Raw genomic sequence first — 16,468 nt, forward strand, 5'->3', positions numbered from 1 at the left:
TCGTTGGCTTGAGGAGGCGTATTCTACACTCTCCAGTGTCGGCGTCAAGGGCTTATTTTAATAAGTTTTTCAAGCGATGATTTCTTAATCACTCTCGTGAAAAGAAGCAAACCCGAAGCCCTTAAAGCGCTTGTCACCTGAATCAAATCTCGTGAGAAATTTAACTCTCTAACACTGCTGCAAGTCCCGTACTATCTAACCTTGCGGTAAGTTAGTTGGCCTGCTGTGCCGTGTCAGTGGATGCGCATTATAGGGAAATCCTGATAGAGCACAAGAGGGTTTGCTAATAAAAGTGTTGTTTTGTTACTGTTTGACCACAAAACACCCTGACTAGCTACTTTTTACGCTTTATAATGCTAAAAACAGCCACTTTAAGGATTTTGAGATGACTAGCTCGCAAAACAACAAGTCACTACGTTCATATAAAGGAATAGTGCCACAGCTTAAAAATGATGTTTATATCGATGAAGCATGCGTTCTAGTGGGTGATATCACCTTAGACGATGATTCGAGTGTTTGGCCTTTGGTCGCTGCCCGTGGTGATGTTAATCATATCTATATTGGTAAGAGAACCAACATTCAAGACGGCAGCGTATTACACGTCACTCGCAAATCTCCTTCTTTACCCGAAGGGCAGCCATTAATTATCGGTGATGACGTAACCGTTGGTCATAAAGCGATGCTGCACGGCTGTAAAGTCGGTAACCGTATCTTGGTAGGCATGGGCGCTATCATTCTTGACGGGGCAGTGTTGGAAGATGACGTGATCTTGGGTGCGGGTTCTTTGGTTCCACCCAATAAAGTATTAAAGAGTGGTTATCTATATGTAGGCAGTCCAGCAAAACAAGCTAGGCCTCTTACCGAAGCAGAGCTTGCCTTCTTACCTCAGTCTGCAGACAACTATGTCAGACTTAAAAATGAATATTTGCAAGAAGGCGAATAAAGCACCTTTGCTAGATAGCTTTATAAGAGTGCTATATCAGTAGCACTCTTCCAAGCTCATCGAATGACTCCTGTTCGACGAGCTGCTCTACCTCATCTTCTATATCAAAACGATACTCATCAAACAGAGCCAACGCCCAACTCGCTATATCTCGTTGCTCGGTATTAATCGGAGTCAGGGATAGTTGAGCCAATTTGGCGATCCCAATACGGCACTCTATATTGCTACCTTGTACTTGAACTGGGAAAATTACGCTCTGGGATTGCGGATCCCAGTCTTGTAAATCTGGAAACAATATACTTTGATTCATTTCACTCTCGATTAAAGCTCTGATCGTAACTGCGATAAAACAGTGTCAACGCCTGGCTTAACGTTACGCCATATCAAAAAACTCTGCGCTGCCTGCCCTACCAGCATACCCAAGCCATCAACGGCTTGCTTAGCGCCATGAGCTAATGCCCAGGTATTAAAGCTTGTTTGCTCTTTGCCATACATCATATCGTAGCAAACGGTGTCTTCACCTATCGTTTGGGGACTTATATTAGGTACATCACCGCTTAAGCTTGAGGATGTTGAGTTAATGATCACGTCATAGCTTTGCTCTGTATGCTCCATAGGTAATGTGCTGACATTGCCGTACTGACTGAATATCCCCACTAATGCTTCAGCTTTAGATTGGGTGCGATTAACAATCGTCAGCTTGGCGATGTCTGCTTGTAATAATGGCAATACACTACCTCTTGCCGCACCACCAGCACCAACGAGCAAAATATTTAAACCTTTAAGGCTACCGAATTGTCGTTGTAAGTCAGCAACCAGACCCAGCCCGTCGGTATTATCACCCCGAACTCTGCCGTCACTTAGGACAGATAATGTATTCACGGCACCCGCTAGTTGCGCTTGCTCGCTTAATTCATCACATAGTGTAAAAGCTTGTTCTTTGAAGGGCACGGTAACATTTGCGCCCAAACCTTGATTAGCAACAAAGGTACGAAAGCTAGCTTCAAATGCATCCACCGGCGCTAAAATAGCTTCATAGCGTAATAGTTGTGCTGTTTCAGCAGCAAACATCCCATGGATTTTTGGTGACTTACTATGCCCGATAGGATTGCCAAATACTGCGTATCTGTCCGTCATGATAAACACTCTGTTACTCGCTAAACTTAATATAAAATGAGTTTACCGCGGATTTAGCTGCGAGCAATCTATTCTGTCACAGTTATTTTCAGTACGTGTATTGCTACAACAGCAATCCTTGCGGATCAGATGAGAAGCCAGTAACGCCCTTTGGAGCTGACGAGACTGGTTCACTTAGATGACGTACCTGTAGTCTATGCGCTTAACCATTCTCTTGGCTTAAGATAATCGCTATATAAAGCAGCTTCTGGACTGCCCACCTCTGGGGTATAAGCGTATTCCCAACGCACCAGTGGTGGCATCGACATCAATATAGACTCGGTACGGCCACCCGTTTGTAATCCAAACAAAGTACCACGGTCATAAACGAGGTTAAATTCTACATAACGACCACGGCGATATAGCTGGAATTGACGCTCATGTTCGCCATATGCAGTATCTTTGCGACGCTCAACAATTGGCGCATAAGCGGTTATAAAGCCATTCCCCACTGCTTGCATAAAGGCAAAGCTCTTATCGAAGCCCTCTTCATTAAGATCATCAAAGAATAAACCGCCAACACCACGAGTCTCATTGCGATGTGGCAACCAGAAATACTCATCACACCATTGCTTATACTTTGGATATACCTCCTCGCCAAAAGATTCACACAATGACTTGGCATTTTGGTGCCACTCTACAACATCGTCTAAATAAGGGTAATAAGGAGTCAAATCAAAACCACCACCAAACCACCATACGGGATCAGCGCCCTCTTTATGAGCGATAAAGAAACGTACATTGGCATGAGTCGTTGGTATATGCGGATTTTTAGGGTGGATAACCAGTGAAACTCCCATCGCCTCAAAACTACGCCCAGCGAGCTCAGGACGATGCGCTGTTGCAGAAGCAGGCATAGACGCCCCTGTGACATGGGAAAAGTTAACGCCGGCTTGTTCGAATACCGCACCATTGGTCAATACGCGACTCTGTCCGCCGCCCCCCTCTTCACGCTTCCAGGAGTCCTCTACAAATTGTGCAGAGCCATCTAGCGTTTGGAGTCCATTACAAATTCGAGTTTGAAGATCGAGTAAGAAAGCTTTTACTGCTGCAGAATCTGGTGTGCTCATACTTTTCCTTGGTTAACCTTTTCTTATAATGTTGCCACTCTTGGCATCGACAATAGTAGAAGGAGCCGCCTGACTGCCTAGCTCTCCTACTACTAACCCAGCAATAATCCCTTCAAACTGCTGTAGGACAGCTGAAGGTGATAATGCAGGCTCCTGTCCTGATAAATTTGCACTGGTTGAAACAATGGGTTTATTGATTGCCGCACATAGTGCTTTTACACCGACATGTGAGGTCACTCGCACAGCGATAGAGTCAAAAGTGCCACTCAATAATTTGGACAACCCAGGCTTAATCGGCATGATAAAGGTAAAAGGACCTGGCCACTTACTGTGAACAAATGCCAGCTGCTCAGCGCTAAGCTCTGATTCATCTATATAGGGGAGTAGTTGCTGATAGTCACCCGCTACGAGTATTAATCCTTTTTGCCAAGGCCGTTGCTTAATTTGCAGCAATTGCTTAATAGCTTCGTCATTATCAGGATCGCAACCCAGACCATAAACAGCCTCAGTTGGATAGGCTACAACGCCCCCTTTCTCGATAACTTCGGCCATTTCAGCTGGCAATACTTGTAACATCGATCTCCCTAACCCTTACTTACATTAAGCTGTACCGTGCAATGTCGTTATGATCACTCAAAACCGACATTAGTGGAAGGTAATATGGTCATTTAGAGTGGTTGCTTAGACTGGTCGTTTATATTTGCACGCTTTTTCAGGGCATTCTAAACGCATTCCTGCCGCCCCTTTACGTTCAACTAAAATGCCAAAACCGCAATCAGGGCAAGCTTCAGCTACCGGTGGGTAATTCACTAAGAACTTACACTTTGGATAACCACTGCAAGCATAGAAGGATTTACCAAAGCGACTGGTTCGATGCTCAACATGCCCCGTTTTACATTTGGGACAATCGATTTCATCTTCAGCGTCTGCTTGGTCGTGTTTTTCAATATGACGGCATTGAGGATAATTGGTGCACCCAATAAAGATGCCGAACCTGCCTGACTTAACAGCCAACTCACTGGCACACTCAGGACAGGATGAGCCTTCAATCACTTGAGTTTCGATTGACTCGTGCTGTACTAACGGCCGAGTGTAGTCACAGCTAGGATAATTGTTACATCCAATAAACCCTCCGTGTTTACTGTGCCTAACTGACAGCTCACAGCCACACTTAGGGCAGAGTTCATACTCTTTCTCTAATGCATGCTCATGTGTTGTAAACAGTTGCTGATCGATTTTAGCCATGATTATCTCGGTTCATCAATATAACGCTATTCTACCAAGTATTAGCGTGACTTTTGTATTCATCTAATAGGTTTTCATAAAAAGCAGTGATATATTGTATTCAAAAAACAAAGAGGTGTGATTGATGAATACAAAAACCAAAATAGCGTTAACCATTATCGCTGCCCTATCAGGTTCAATATCTGGTTGTTCAACTACCAACAATGCCCCGCTTAACCCCGAGTTAATACAACAAATATCAACAACTTCAGAAGATGCATTATTTGATGCTGCGAGCCCACTGCTAACCGTTGCACACTTTCAACAGGCAAGCGCTGCTTTGGCCACCTCAGAAGATATTATTAGCGTTGACAAGCTGTTGTATTACTTCCGTGCATTTAGTTACTACGGCCCAACGGATAAGCTAGAAGAAGCAGACTACAGTGGCTTATCTGCTGCACTTGAGCAACTTGCTAATTCTAATCGATTAAATAATCAACCACGCTTGCAAGAGCAGTATGCGGTAACTATTTATCGCTACTTCTCAAGTAATGAACGTGCAGCGCAGCTCGCACCTTTACTACCGCAGTTAAACACTCAACTTGCTCAACTAGCAAACACCGCTAGCCAACAGTCAAACGACTACGCCCTGCTTGAAACATTAAAAGCCTATGGCTTTTTGTTTAGTGTCAGTCGCAAAGATATCGATGGTGAGCTTAATGCCGCTTTGCTATCCGCACAACTCAATGAGCCTTTGGTTGCATTTGCTGCCAGCTCAGCCAGTATTCGTGCTGAAAAAGACTGGCCAAGAACTAACGCATACTGGGCTTTAGCACTTTACCGGCTTGCACTACCATCATCAGAAGATGGCGAAGCAACAGATCTTGAACTTGCCGCCGATGAGGCAGTAGCAACTATTGCTAGGCAAGATGTCGCCATACGCGGAGATAGTGCCAAAGATGCTTACAGCAAGGGCTACCATGTTAATACCTTTGCCGCGCAAGAGCGTTGCCAGGAAAATAGCGATATATGCCGCAGCCCCGATCTTCAAGAAGCGCTTCCAATAGAGCATCATTGCTCCGACTCATTATTTATCTTAGCGCAAGATCTTAACCAGCAAGAACTAGCTGAGAGCTGTACTAAGCTCACCTCTCAAGAGTCACGTTTTCACCAGTTGCTGGAAACGAAACAACAGGCGACTGCCAACGATAACAATGATGCGCTAAGAGTGGTGGCTTTCAAAAACTGGAGCCAGTACCACTATTATGGACAGTTAGTATTCGACATCCAAACCGATAACGGTGGCATGTATATCGAAGGAACCCCATCAAAGCCCGGTAACCAAGCCACTTTCTTTGCCTATCGCCAATGGTGGATAGAACCTGATTTTGCGATTTGGAATTTGAACCATGAATATGTGCACTATTTAGATGGTCACTTTGTAAAGTATGGCGGCTTCGGGCATTTTCCTAGCAAGATGGTGTGGTGGTCTGAAGGTTTAGCAGAGTACATATCTAAAGGTGATAACAACCCCTCAGCCCTTCGCGTAATAAAGCGTGATATAGCGGAAGCGCCGACATTAGAAGAGATCTTTGCCACCGAATATAAAGACGGCCAAGATAGAACTTACAAATGGAGTTACATGGCTATTCGTTTTCTAGCTGAGAACCACCATGCAGATGTTGTACAGCTGAGCAAATATCTGAAAACCGATTACTTCGAAGGTTACGAGCAAGTCATGGCCTCTCTAACTCAACATCAAGCGCAATTTGCTAAATGGTTAGACACTCAAGTAGCCGAGTTTGATGATAACGAAGAGGAAGTAAAGCCAAGACTACACAAGCAAGGGCGATATGATTACCGCGACTATTTGCAACCACAGCACCTAGCTCACGGTGAAAATCACTTAACATTCTAATCAATTAAGGAAGCCACAAGCATACATCTATGTGTTGTGGCATAAATGTTTCGCACACAACTCCCCTCTAACGCTATCCCTGCGCCCGGGGATACATCCATGTACAAAGTCAATTTGTATCCATCCATGGCAAATTGACATAAGTGTTGCAGACACAAGAAAGGAGGCTTCAGCCTCCTTTCTTGTAACGCTATTGGGTAACACTATTATGAGTGCAATCGACCATCTGGCTGCTCAAAGATGAGATCTTCCATCTGCTCATAGGCCAATTCATGACCTGGTGCATTAAATAACACCATTAAGATAACCCATTTAAGATCATCCAAATTTAACGTCGTTTCGTCTAACTCCATGATACGATCGATAACCATCTCACGGGTTTCTACACTAAGCACTTTAATTTGCTCTAGAAACAGCAGAAAACCTCGGCTTTCCACATCAATTTTATTTATCTCATCTTTAGTATAAATACGGAAAGACTGTTGATCATGATTGCAAAGGTAAGGTGTTCCCGCCTCCTGCAACTCCGCTAAGCCTTCTAACCAGGTCAAAGCTTTAATTATCTCTGACTGGTGAAATCCAGCTCGCGTTAGCTCTTTTGTGAGTTCGTCTTCATCGACTAAAAACTCAGCTTCACTATGCACATAGTTTTCAAATAGATACATGAGGATATCAAACATGGCTAGCTCCTCTTAAGTCTTACATAACCACCGGGGACAGCAGTAACCCAACCTTGTAATTCAAGCTCAAGTAACTGCTCCAATACTAGCTCTATGGCTTTTCCACTATGTTCAACCACATCATCAATCGTTGTGGTTTCATAACTTACACTAGCTAACAGCGAAGCAAATGGCAAATCAGAGACTATCTCTCCCCCTATATGGTGGCAGGCCTTCACTTCTTCAAGGTGGAAGCCGGATAAAACCGCAACTTCTTCTAAAATATCGCCGGCCGACTCCACTAATTTGGCCCCTTCACGTAAAAGCTGATGACAGCCTTCGCTTTGACCACTCAATACACTCCCTGGCATAGCAAACACTTCGCGCCCCTGCTCATTGGCTAATCGAGCACTAATTAAAGAGCCACTTTTCAAGCTAGCTTCTACTACTAGTGTACCTATAGTTAGACCGCTAATAATACGGTTTCGTTTCGGAAAATTACCAGAATAGGGCTTAACAAGGGGCCAAAACTCACTTATAACACAGCCATCGTTTTGAATATCATGATAAATACTTCGATGCCTTTTGGGGTAAATAACTTCTGCCCCAGTACCGAGAACTGCGATGCTGGTGCCGCTGTTATCAATAGCAGCCTGATGTGCCGCCCCATCTATCCCTAGCGCCATACCGCTAACAATCGAAAGGTGATGAGCAGCCAATTGCGAAGACAACGAATAAGCCATCTTCAATCCACCTGGCGTTGCATTACGACTGCCCACAATGGCGATGCTCGGGCGCATCAAGCTGGTTATATTGCCTTTTATAAAAAGGATTGCTGGCGGATCGTTAATCTGTTTGAGTAGTGGCGGATAGAGAGGATCACTCAAACACACGAGGTGGTTGAACTCACTTTGTTGCTGCCATTCGAGTGCAGCATCAACTAAGGAGTAATCGGGGGCTAAATTAGCATTGAGTAGCGATTCAGGTAAAGGTAATGCATCGGGTTCATGGGTTAACCTTTGCCTTAACTCTTCCACATCCATGTAGTTTATTAATTGTTTAATCCGAGCGGGTCCTAGCCCGGATACTGTAGAAACAATTAGCCAATCGACCAGCTTTTCATTAATAGCATGTCCTCAGTAATTTCAGCGCAGCATTATCGCTGCACTGAGATTAACTCTAGACTATTCGCTGGCTATCAGCGAATCGGGAATGGTGAGCTTATCGGCCACCCGAACAGGCCTTTCATTGACCAGAATAATCCCTAGACTGACCTTTTCAAATACTTTAAAGACCATTAACTTTCCACGGTAAAGATCGGGCATTTGTGTCGCACTAGCCGTCGAAATACTAGCCAATATTTTCTCGTAACGGTTACGGTCATTAGGCTGTACCGGCTGACCATCACCATCGATAACGACGACATCGCCCTCTTTAAAAATAGAGAACACATGTCCCGTTTCAATACCGTCACTATCGCCACGATCAAGATAAACCACATCAAACTTACCCATCTCTCGAATATCTTGACCAGAAGCCAACACCGTCGTTGCTGCAGTTATTTCTGCTGCCTTCGGCTGGAAGTAGGCTGACATTAGTGAATCATCTTCAATTGGTAGGACGCGGTAACCTGCTTTTGTTTCACGCAAACTACTTAACAGCTCAACTTTCGAAACCGGACCTGACTCAACGACTCGACCACTTGCCGTTAAAACCACCTCTAATCCGAGCGCTACACCCTCCACATTAGAAAACTCACGCCCGCTGCTATATACGCCAAACTTATCACCAACGGTAAGCTCGCCTTGCACATAGACAATATCTGACACGATATGATGTCGAGATTCGCTTTCGCCGCCCATAATCATCGGCTGCTGTTCAAACCACTGCGCATCAACCACTCTATTTTGCAGTAAATAGGACTGGATAAGCGATAAATCAATAACAGGAATTGCGCTGTTCTTCGGTGATATACGCCCAGCTGGACTCTTACTTAAATGAGGTTTTACCACTAAGCGTGGCTCACCATCAATAAATACCAAGGTCAGTCTGTCACCGGGATAAATAAGGTGCGGATTAGCCACTTGTGGGTTTGCGCCCCACAGTTTAGGCCATCGCCAAGGATCTTTTAGGAAAAAAGCTGAAATATCCCAAAGAGTATCGCCTTTTTTGACAACGTAAGACTCTGGATGGCCAGATTTAAGTGTCAGTGTGTCAGCGAAAACGAACGTGCAACCAAATATAAGTGAAGCAAGTAATAGTAACCGTTTCATCAGGGTATCCATGCTATTTGCTCATTATTAAATTATAAGTAGAGCTTTTGCTGTTATTGAATGCCGCTAAGGACTAAAATTGAGCCATTAGCCAAAGCCAGTATAACCAACTGACTTAGATTTGACAGACTTGTTAAGAGTTTAGGTATGAGTTTACTAAAAGTTTTACGTTTTCCAGATGAAAGATTACGCACGATTGCCAAGCCAATAACAGAGTTTAACCCTGCACTGCAGACGCAAATCGATGATATGTTCGAAACAATGTATGAAGAGAAGGGGATTGGCCTAGCTGCAACCCAAGTTAATTTTCATCATCAGCTCATCGTTATCGACTTACAAGATGAAGTGGAACGACCAAAAGTGTTCATTAACTTAGAAATCATTGCCAAAAGCGGTGATTTTTGTAATGAAGAGGGCTGCCTGTCTGTTCCAGGAATATACGCTAAAGTCGATCGAGCAGAGTTTGTCACCATCAAAGCGTGTGACCGCGACGGTAATGAATTTACGTTAGAAGCTGATGGATTGTTTTCCATTTGTTTGCAACATGAACTCGACCATTTGGTAGGCAAACTATTTGTTGACTATCTATCACCATTAAAACGTCAACGTATTAAGCAAAAGCTAGAAAAAGAAGCTCGATTCGATGCGAAACAAGGATAAATTTTTGAAACCATTAAATGTCATTTTTGCAGGTACGCCAGACTTTGCCGCCCGCCATCTCCAAGCACTAATCGAATCTCAGCATAATGTTGTCGCGGTATACACTCAACCCGACCGCCCTGCTGGTCGAGGTAAAAAACTGCAATCGAGCCCAGTAAAGGCATTAGCACTCGAAAATGACATTCCAGTGCTACAACCTAAATCTTTGCGTGATGAAACGGCGCAGCAAGAACTTGCAGCCCTCAACGCCGACATCATGGTTGTTGTTGCCTACGGCTTAATTTTACCTAAAGTGGTGCTTGATACTCCGCGCTTAGGCTGTATTAACGTACATGGTTCAATATTACCTCGCTGGCGTGGCGCAGCTCCTATTCAACGCGCGTTGTGGGCAGGAGACGCTGAAACTGGTGTGACTATAATGCAGATGGATATCGGCTTGGATACCGGTGATATGCTGCTCAAAACTAAGCTCACCATTGAAGATGAAGATACCTCTGCCACTCTTTATGAGAAACTGGCCAAACAAGGCCCAAGTGCACTTATTGAGGCATTGGCTGCCATTGCTGAAGATCGCCTACCCGCTGAAAAGCAGGATGAAAGCTTAGCAAATTATGCTCATAAGCTTTCGAAAGAGGAAGCGCGCTTAGATTGGACAAAATCGGCAGAAGCACTCTGGCGTGAAATAAGAGCCTTTAACCCTTGGCCAGTGAGCCACTATCAGCATGAAGGCAACACTCTTAAAGTCTGGCAAAGTCATGTAAGTACTAGTACTAGCACCGCAGCGCCCGGCACCGTTATTTCTGCAGATAAAACCGGTATTAGTATCGCAACTGGAGATGGGGTATTAACCATTACCAGTATGCAACTGCCTGGCAAAAAGCCATTAAGTGTGGCTGACATTCTCAACTCTCGAGCAGACTGGTTTACTCCAGGCACCCTATTCGCTAACGCAATGGACGACCAAACCTAATGGCAATGAATTTACGAGCGCTAGCCGCAAAAGTGGTATTTCAGGTTCTTGAAAAAGGAATATCACTCTCAGTTGCCCTGCCCGATCAGCAGCGACACCTTGAAAGTGGTAAAGACAAAGGCCTTTTGGCCGAACTTTGCTACGGTGTAATGCGTCACTTGCCACAACTTGATAAGCAAGTGAGTGACTGTATGAGTAAGCCTCTCAAGGGCAAGCAGCGTATTGTGCATCAACTGCTGCTAGTTGGCTGTTATCAGCTTTACTTCACCCGCATACCAAGTCATGCGGCGATATCTGAAACTGCAGAAGCCTGTCGCCAGTTAAAATTCGAGGGTATGGTTAAAGTCGTCAATGGGGTATTGCGCACCATTCAGCGCCAAGAGAAACCATTAGCCACCGATAACGACACGCTAGCGTATAACACGCCAGCATGGATCATTAAGCGCCTCAAAGACGCCTACCCTGAAAACTGGCAAGAGATCATTGAACAAAGCCATCAACGCCCCCCGATGTGGTTGCGTAACAATCAGCAATCACAAACCCGTGACGCCTATCTAAGTGCATTAGCCGAAATTGAAGTTGAGGCGACAGCTGGCAGCAGTGATGACGCGATTTTATTGGCCAGCCCGCGAGATGTCATGCAGCTTCCCGGCTTTGAGACGGGTTCGGCCTCAGTACAAGATGGCGCAGCACAATGGGCTGCGACATTACTCGCACCACAAGACAACGAACTGATTCTCGATGCCTGCGCAGCACCCGGCGGTAAAACCTGTCACCTATTAGAGCTTGCGCCTGAGATCCAATTGGTTGCGGTTGATAATGACGCTAAACGACTCGAACGCGTGCAACAAAACCTAGACAGACTGTCACTAAAAGCAGAATTAATTCATGGTGATGCCGCTGATATTGATTCTTGGTGGCAAGGTGACAAGTTTGATCGCATCTTATTAGATGCACCTTGCTCGGCAACGGGTGTCATCCGTCGTCATCCCGATATCAAATGGCTCAGAAAAAACAATGATATTGAAGAGTTGGCGGCATTGCAGTCACAAATAGTTGATCATTGCTGGAAGTGGTTAAAACCAGGTGGCACACTCTTGTATGCTACATGTTCTATTTTGCCGCAAGAGAACAAAGATCAGGTCAGTGCCTTCTTACAAAGAACAGCAGACGCGACCTTGATACCTATTGAGCAACAAGCGAATCCCGAAGATGTGGGTTGGCAAATTGTTCCTGGGCAAGAAAACATGGATGGCTTTTATTACGCTCGCCTAGTGAAGGATTAGTACGGCAATGAAAATTATCATTTTGGGTGCAGGACAGGTTGGCGGCACATTGGCCGAGAACTTAGTGGGTGAAAATAACGATATCACCATTGTAGACACCGACAAAACGCGCTTACGTACCTTGCAAGATAAGTACGATTTACGCGTGATAGTGGGTCACGGTGCTCACCCAGATGTATTAAAGGAAGCCGGGGCAGAAGACGCCGATATGCTTATTGCCGTCACCAACAGTGATGAGTGTAATATGGCCGCTTGCCAAATTGCCTATTCGCTTTTTGGCACCCCAACTAAAATTGCCCGAATTCGTTCTGAGCAGTATCTGAACCTGCGCGACAAGTTGTTTATTGATAGCGAAACCAAGCATTCAGAAAATCGCCCTCGAGGCGGTTTTATTATTGATGAACTCATTGCGCCAGAACAACTCGTCACCGCCTACATTGGTCGTTTAGTTGAATACCCTGGTGCATTGCAGGTACTTGAGTTCGCTGAAGGCAGATTAAGCCTGGTTGCCGTTCGAGCCTATTATGGCGGCCCTCTTGTGGGTAATGCTTTAGCTGCGCTGCGAGAGCACATGCCCAATATTGATACCCGGGTTGCAGCAATCTTTAGGCAAGGCCGATCGATCATGCCGCGTGGCACCACCATTATTGAAGCTGATGACGAAGTCTTCTTTGTGGCCGATAGTCGCCATATCCGTGCAGTCATGAGTGAAATGCAAAAACTCGATAACTCATATCGCAACATTATGATTGCCGGCGGCGGTAATATTGGTCTTGGCTTAGCAAAACGACTGCAACGCAACCACTCGGTGAAACTGATCGAACACAGGCAAGAGCGCGCTGAAGAGTTGTCAGAAAAACTCGAAAAGACCACGGTATTTTGTGGTGACGCCTCAGATCAAGAGTTACTACTCGAAGAGCACATAGACCAAACTGACGTATTTATTGCGGTCACCAATGACGATGAAGCCAATATTATGGCCGCACTGCTTGCTAAACGTATGGGTGCCAAAAAAGTGATGGTGCTTATTCAACGAGAAGCCTATGTTGATATTGTGCAAGAGGCTAATATTGATATCGCGATCTCCCCACAACAAGCCACCATCTCAGCTTTATTGACCCATATCCGCCAAGGCGACATTTGTAACGTATATTCACTTCGACGTGGCGCCGCTGAAGCCATTGAAGCCATTGCCCACGGCGATAAAAACACCTCCAAAGTTGTTGGTAAGAAAATAAGCGATATTAAATTACCCCCTGGCACCACTATCGGTGCAATTGTCAGAGATGAAGAGGTCTTGATGGCACATGACAAAACGGTTATTGAGCAAGGTGACCATGTCATTCTATTCTTAGTAAACAAGAAGTTTATCGGTGAAGTAGAAAAACTATTCCAACCAAGTGCCTTCTTCTTTTAAACGTGTTCTCGGAGCTTAACGCAACACCATGCTGAACTATCGGCCTCTGCTGTTTATATTGGGGGTTTTCCTGTCAACGCTAACGGCGTTTATGTTAATCCCCGGTGCATTTGCACTTTACTACGGTGAGGAGACCGTCGGTGCATTTATGATTTCATCATTAGTTGCAGGTACCGCAGCCAGCTTTTGTATGCACCAAGGTCAATCTCAAAAACTACACCTCAACATACGGGACATGTTCCTGCTAACCAGCCTTACCTGGTTCATTGTTAGCTTATTTGCCGCACTCCCCTTCACCTTGTATCACGGCATTAATTACACCGATGCTTTTTTTGAGACCATGTCGGGGATCACGACCACAGGCTCAACAGTACTGTCAGGTCTCGACAGCATGGATCATAGTATTCTGATATGGCGCTCATTATTACAATGGCTCGGTGGTATTGGATTTATTGTGATGGCCGTTGCCGTACTGCCATTTCTAAACGTCGGTGGCATGCGGCTGTTTAGAACAGAATCTTCAGATTGGGGCGACAAGGCAACTCCCCGCACCCAACATATGGCAATGAGCCTATTTATTGTTTACGCCCTACTCACTTTTTTGTGTTTTCTGGCTTACCACAACAGCGGTATGAATTGGTTTCAGGCCATCAACCACGCCATGACAACCCTTTCAACCGGCGGCTATTCCACCTCAGACAACTCAATGGCTGCGTTTTCTAATCAAGCACACTGGGTTGGTATTACCTTTATGCTTGCTGGTGGTCTACCTCTACTGATGTTTGTCTATATGGTGCAGCAGAAGTCCCTAAAGGTCTGGAATGACGCTCAGGTAAAAGGCTTTTTAACATTTATCATTTTAGTGTCTTCATCAGTGGCATTTTGGTTATGGAGCAGCCGAGAGATAGACCCTATTGATGCCTTACGTCTAGCCAGCTTTAACGTTGTCTCAGTCGTGACAACCACGGGATATGGCTTAACGGATTACTCCGCTTGGGGCGCCGTTGCAAATATCGTATTCCTATTTCTAATGTTTGTTGGTAGCTGTTCTGGGTCGACATCTGGAGGCATTAAGATTTTCCGTTTCCAAATTGCTGGCGTGATAATGCGTGAGCAGCTCAAGCAACAATTTCATCCTAACGGTGTGTTTAAAGAGCGCTATAACAACCGCATTATCAGAGACGACATTGTGCGTTCACTGGTCACTTTTATCCTGCTCTTTACCCTGGTCATAGTGGGCTTATCTATCGTATTAGTGCTGACAGGGTTAGATCCTGTCACCAGTTTTACCGGTGCAATTACTGCTGTGACTAACGTTGGGCCAGGGCTCGGGCAGACGATTGGACCCGCGGGCAATTTCGCTACGCTACCCGATACGGCCAAATGGGCACTTTCGATTGGGATGTTACTAGGACGGCTGGAGATCTTAACCGTCGCGGTGTTGTTCCACCCCAGCTTCTGGAAGTACTAACGCATCTCTGGACAGGACTTATTCAATACATTAAAAGCCGCATCAAATGCGGCTTTTAAAAAAATTGAATTAACGTAGCGCTTTAATCACTTTAATCGAGCGTTCAATCACGTCTATCGCTTTGTCGCTATCCATATTAATTGACCAATCTTGCTGGTTAATCACTGAAACCCCTGTCGATAAATCGCTAAACCCTAGCTGTCCGAATGATCCAATACTCATTAGAACATTCTCTTCTGGTATGTAATAAGTTTGCATACCATAAGTCACCTTTCCAGCGCCATTTGCGAGGAATTGACCCGCGGGGTTAGCAGCAAGATTGTCATTTTTGACATCCATTGCCATTTCGTAAAAAGCTTTACCTGCTTTACCTTCGGCAATGTATTGGTGAAATAACGCATAGTCGATAGCGCTGACATTAATACCAAAAGACGGTGATGTAGTGCCATCGGAAGTTTTAGCGATAGAAGACTTATCTTGGTAGCCCGCTTCATTTGCTATCTCAGCAAGTAGCTCCGGCATTGCTCTTCCTGTCACTTTTTCAGCAATAAGCCCGAGAGTATCGGTGTTTTGATCGCTATACTCCCACCGTTCTCCCCTTGGAGCGTCGCTTGCCTTGGCCCCTTTAATGGCATTCAAATGGCCTTGAGGAGTACCATTTGTCTGTAAACCAATCTCAAGCTCCCACTCATACCCATTTGAGCCAGGTGTATGGTAATCACCCAACGCCTCTATCCCACTGGCCATATTGGCTATTTCTTGGATTGTGGCTTCCCCAATCACACTTCCCTTTAATGCAGCTAGGTAAGATTCAGCGGTTTTATCTAGGTCAATCAATCCTTGATCCACAAGTTTACCTATCACCACACCAGCGTATGTTTTGGAAGCCGATTGCAAGTTGTTTGTCATTCCTCGGTTATAACCATTGTCGTAAAACTCAACCAACAAGGTGTTACCTTTCATAACCACAAACCCTTTGGTCTGTGTAGCAACTAAATTCTCAATTAGACTCTGACCATTTTTAAACTCTTGGTTTAAATCAAAAACCTGATCAGAATATGTGAGCTTCGCAGACAGCTTCGCAGCTGGAATGTCAACAACACCATAAGCGACAAAGTCTTGCATATTCATGCTGACATATTTGTAATATGGCCAACTCTGCATCTTGCTTAGAGGAATATTTTTAGTATCAAATGCCTGATAGAATTTTTGCAGATCTTCACTTGGCCCAAATGCACTATCGGCTACAGCACCAAACGATAACGTTACTAAGGTAAATACAACCAGTGATTTTTTCATGCCGAATCTCCGTGGGATTAAAGTTAATTCAATTTAGAACACGGACATTATGCATTGGTGAAATATATACTAATATGTAGATTCCATTGGTTGAACCTATAG

At 44.9% G+C, this 16,468-nt stretch carries 16 protein-coding genes; 7 read left to right on the forward strand and 9 right to left on the reverse strand.

The genetic code is table 11. The features are described 5' to 3' along the window. Nucleotides 1-385 precede the first annotated feature (385 nt). Nucleotides 386-943, forward strand: a complete 558-nt coding sequence (locus L2755_RS15405) for a gamma carbonic anhydrase family protein (RefSeq protein WP_248981568.1) — start codon at nt 386-388, stop codon at nt 941-943. Between the two features lie 31 nt (nt 944-974). On the opposite strand, the gene L2755_RS15410 is transcribed toward L2755_RS15405, so the two are convergent. The 5 genes from L2755_RS15410 to L2755_RS15430 form a co-directional block, all read right to left on the reverse strand. Beyond that, complete coding sequence (locus L2755_RS15410; RefSeq protein ID WP_248981569.1) at nt 975-1,253, reverse strand: DUF1488 family protein; 279 nt, start codon at nt 1,251-1,253, stop codon at nt 975-977. Between the two features lie 11 nt (nt 1,254-1,264). Then, entirely contained in the window at nt 1,265-2,080 is an 816-nt protein-coding gene (gene aroE, locus L2755_RS15415; protein WP_248981570.1) for a shikimate dehydrogenase, read from the reverse strand. Between the two features lie 194 nt (nt 2,081-2,274). Continuing rightward, nucleotides 2,275-3,189 carry an oxygen-dependent coproporphyrinogen oxidase gene (hemF, locus tag L2755_RS15420; protein WP_248981571.1) on the reverse strand — a complete coding sequence of 305 codons (915 nt, stop codon included), beginning with the start codon at nt 3,187-3,189 and terminating at the stop codon, nt 2,275-2,277. Nucleotides 3,190-3,201: 12 nt separating this feature from the next. Next, on the reverse strand, nt 3,202-3,765 hold the full coding sequence (gene tsaC / locus L2755_RS15425; protein WP_248981572.1) for an L-threonylcarbamoyladenylate synthase type 1 TsaC: 564 nt from the start codon (nt 3,763-3,765) through the stop codon (nt 3,202-3,204). A 105-nt stretch (nt 3,766-3,870) separates the two neighbouring features. Continuing rightward, nucleotides 3,871-4,434: a DNA topoisomerase family protein gene (locus L2755_RS15430; protein WP_248981573.1), complete on the reverse strand. Its 564-nt coding sequence runs from the start codon at nt 4,432-4,434 to the stop codon at nt 3,871-3,873. Nucleotides 4,435-4,558: 124 nt separating this feature from the next. On the opposite strand from L2755_RS15430, the gene L2755_RS15435 reads away from it, so the two are divergent. Continuing rightward, nucleotides 4,559-6,331: a collagenase gene (locus L2755_RS15435; RefSeq protein WP_248981574.1), complete on the forward strand. Its 1,773-nt coding sequence runs from the start codon at nt 4,559-4,561 to the stop codon at nt 6,329-6,331. A gap of 206 nt (nt 6,332-6,537) precedes the next feature. Here L2755_RS15435 and L2755_RS15440 read toward each other — a convergent pair whose 3' ends face one another. The 3 genes from L2755_RS15440 to L2755_RS15450 all read right to left on the reverse strand — a co-directional run bounded on the left by L2755_RS15440 (nt 6,538) and on the right by L2755_RS15450 (nt 9,275). Then, the gene (locus tag L2755_RS15440) at nt 6,538-7,011 is read right to left on the reverse strand and encodes a DUF494 family protein (protein WP_248981575.1); all 474 of its coding nucleotides are present in this window, start codon (nt 7,009-7,011) and stop codon (nt 6,538-6,540) included. Nucleotides 7,012-7,013: 2 nt separating this feature from the next. Next, nucleotides 7,014-8,033 carry a DNA-processing protein DprA gene (gene dprA / locus L2755_RS15445; protein ID WP_248981576.1) on the reverse strand — a complete coding sequence of 340 codons (1,020 nt, stop codon included), beginning with the start codon at nt 8,031-8,033 and terminating at the stop codon, nt 7,014-7,016. A gap of 141 nt (nt 8,034-8,174) precedes the next feature. Further along, entirely contained in the window at nt 8,175-9,275 is a 1,101-nt protein-coding gene (locus L2755_RS15450) for a LysM peptidoglycan-binding domain-containing protein (RefSeq protein WP_248981577.1), read from the reverse strand. 135 nt (nt 9,276-9,410) lie between these two features. Between L2755_RS15450 and def the strand changes: the two genes are divergently transcribed. Genes def through L2755_RS15475 form a run of 5 tightly spaced genes read left to right on the forward strand, consistent with a single transcriptional unit; the run spans nt 9,411 to nt 15,067 of the window. Then, complete coding sequence (gene def / locus L2755_RS15455; protein ID WP_248981578.1) at nt 9,411-9,923, forward strand: peptide deformylase; 513 nt, start codon at nt 9,411-9,413, stop codon at nt 9,921-9,923. Nucleotides 9,924-9,927: 4 nt separating this feature from the next. After that, complete coding sequence (gene fmt, locus L2755_RS15460) at nt 9,928-10,893, forward strand: methionyl-tRNA formyltransferase (RefSeq protein ID WP_248981579.1); 966 nt, start codon at nt 9,928-9,930, stop codon at nt 10,891-10,893. 5 nt (nt 10,894-10,898) lie between these two features. Continuing rightward, on the forward strand, nt 10,899-12,179 hold the full coding sequence (gene rsmB / locus L2755_RS15465) for a 16S rRNA (cytosine(967)-C(5))-methyltransferase RsmB (RefSeq protein ID WP_248981610.1): 1,281 nt from the start codon (nt 10,899-10,901) through the stop codon (nt 12,177-12,179). A gap of 7 nt (nt 12,180-12,186) precedes the next feature. After that, entirely contained in the window at nt 12,187-13,596 is a 1,410-nt protein-coding gene (gene trkA / locus L2755_RS15470; protein WP_248981580.1) for a Trk system potassium transporter TrkA, read from the forward strand. 28 nt (nt 13,597-13,624) lie between these two features. Further along, nucleotides 13,625-15,067 carry a TrkH family potassium uptake protein gene (locus L2755_RS15475; RefSeq protein ID WP_248981581.1) on the forward strand — a complete coding sequence of 481 codons (1,443 nt, stop codon included), beginning with the start codon at nt 13,625-13,627 and terminating at the stop codon, nt 15,065-15,067. A gap of 69 nt (nt 15,068-15,136) precedes the next feature. On the opposite strand, the gene L2755_RS15480 is transcribed toward L2755_RS15475, so the two are convergent. Continuing rightward, nucleotides 15,137-16,366, reverse strand: coding sequence for a serine hydrolase domain-containing protein (locus L2755_RS15480; RefSeq protein WP_248981582.1), 1,230 nt, complete (start codon nt 16,364-16,366; stop codon nt 15,137-15,139). Nucleotides 16,367-16,468: the final 102 nt, after the last annotated feature.

The sequence above is a fragment of the Shewanella abyssi genome (assembly GCF_023284025.1).
In the GTDB taxonomy this organism is placed as follows: Bacteria; Pseudomonadota; Gammaproteobacteria; order Enterobacterales; family Shewanellaceae; genus Shewanella; species Shewanella abyssi.

Excerpts from the sequence above, each read along its gene's own strand:
- L2755_RS15405 (WP_248981568.1), top strand. The coding sequence starts at position 386 with ATGACTAGCTCGCAAAACAACAAGTCACTACGTTCATATAAAGGAATA.
- L2755_RS15410 (WP_248981569.1), bottom strand. The coding sequence starts at position 1,253 with ATGAATCAAAGTATATTGTTTCCAGATTTACAAGACTGGGATCCGCAA.
- aroE (WP_248981570.1), bottom strand. The coding sequence starts at position 2,080 with ATGACGGACAGATACGCAGTATTTGGCAATCCTATCGGGCATAGTAAG.
- hemF (WP_248981571.1), bottom strand. The coding sequence starts at position 3,189 with ATGAGCACACCAGATTCTGCAGCAGTAAAAGCTTTCTTACTCGATCTT.
- tsaC (WP_248981572.1), bottom strand. The coding sequence starts at position 3,765 with ATGTTACAAGTATTGCCAGCTGAAATGGCCGAAGTTATCGAGAAAGGG.
- L2755_RS15430 (WP_248981573.1), bottom strand. The coding sequence starts at position 4,434 with ATGGCTAAAATCGATCAGCAACTGTTTACAACACATGAGCATGCATTA.
- L2755_RS15435 (WP_248981574.1), top strand. The coding sequence starts at position 4,559 with ATGAATACAAAAACCAAAATAGCGTTAACCATTATCGCTGCCCTATCA.
- L2755_RS15440 (WP_248981575.1), bottom strand. The coding sequence starts at position 7,011 with ATGTTTGATATCCTCATGTATCTATTTGAAAACTATGTGCATAGTGAA.
- dprA (WP_248981576.1), bottom strand. The coding sequence starts at position 8,033 with ATGGATGTGGAAGAGTTAAGGCAAAGGTTAACCCATGAACCCGATGCA.
- L2755_RS15450 (WP_248981577.1), bottom strand. The coding sequence starts at position 9,275 with ATGGATACCCTGATGAAACGGTTACTATTACTTGCTTCACTTATATTT.
- def (WP_248981578.1), top strand. The coding sequence starts at position 9,411 with ATGAGTTTACTAAAAGTTTTACGTTTTCCAGATGAAAGATTACGCACG.
- rsmB (WP_248981610.1), top strand. The coding sequence starts at position 10,899 with ATGAATTTACGAGCGCTAGCCGCAAAAGTGGTATTTCAGGTTCTTGAA.
- trkA (WP_248981580.1), top strand. The coding sequence starts at position 12,187 with ATGAAAATTATCATTTTGGGTGCAGGACAGGTTGGCGGCACATTGGCC.
- L2755_RS15475 (WP_248981581.1), top strand. The coding sequence starts at position 13,625 with ATGCTGAACTATCGGCCTCTGCTGTTTATATTGGGGGTTTTCCTGTCA.
- L2755_RS15480 (WP_248981582.1), bottom strand. The coding sequence starts at position 16,366 with ATGAAAAAATCACTGGTTGTATTTACCTTAGTAACGTTATCGTTTGGT.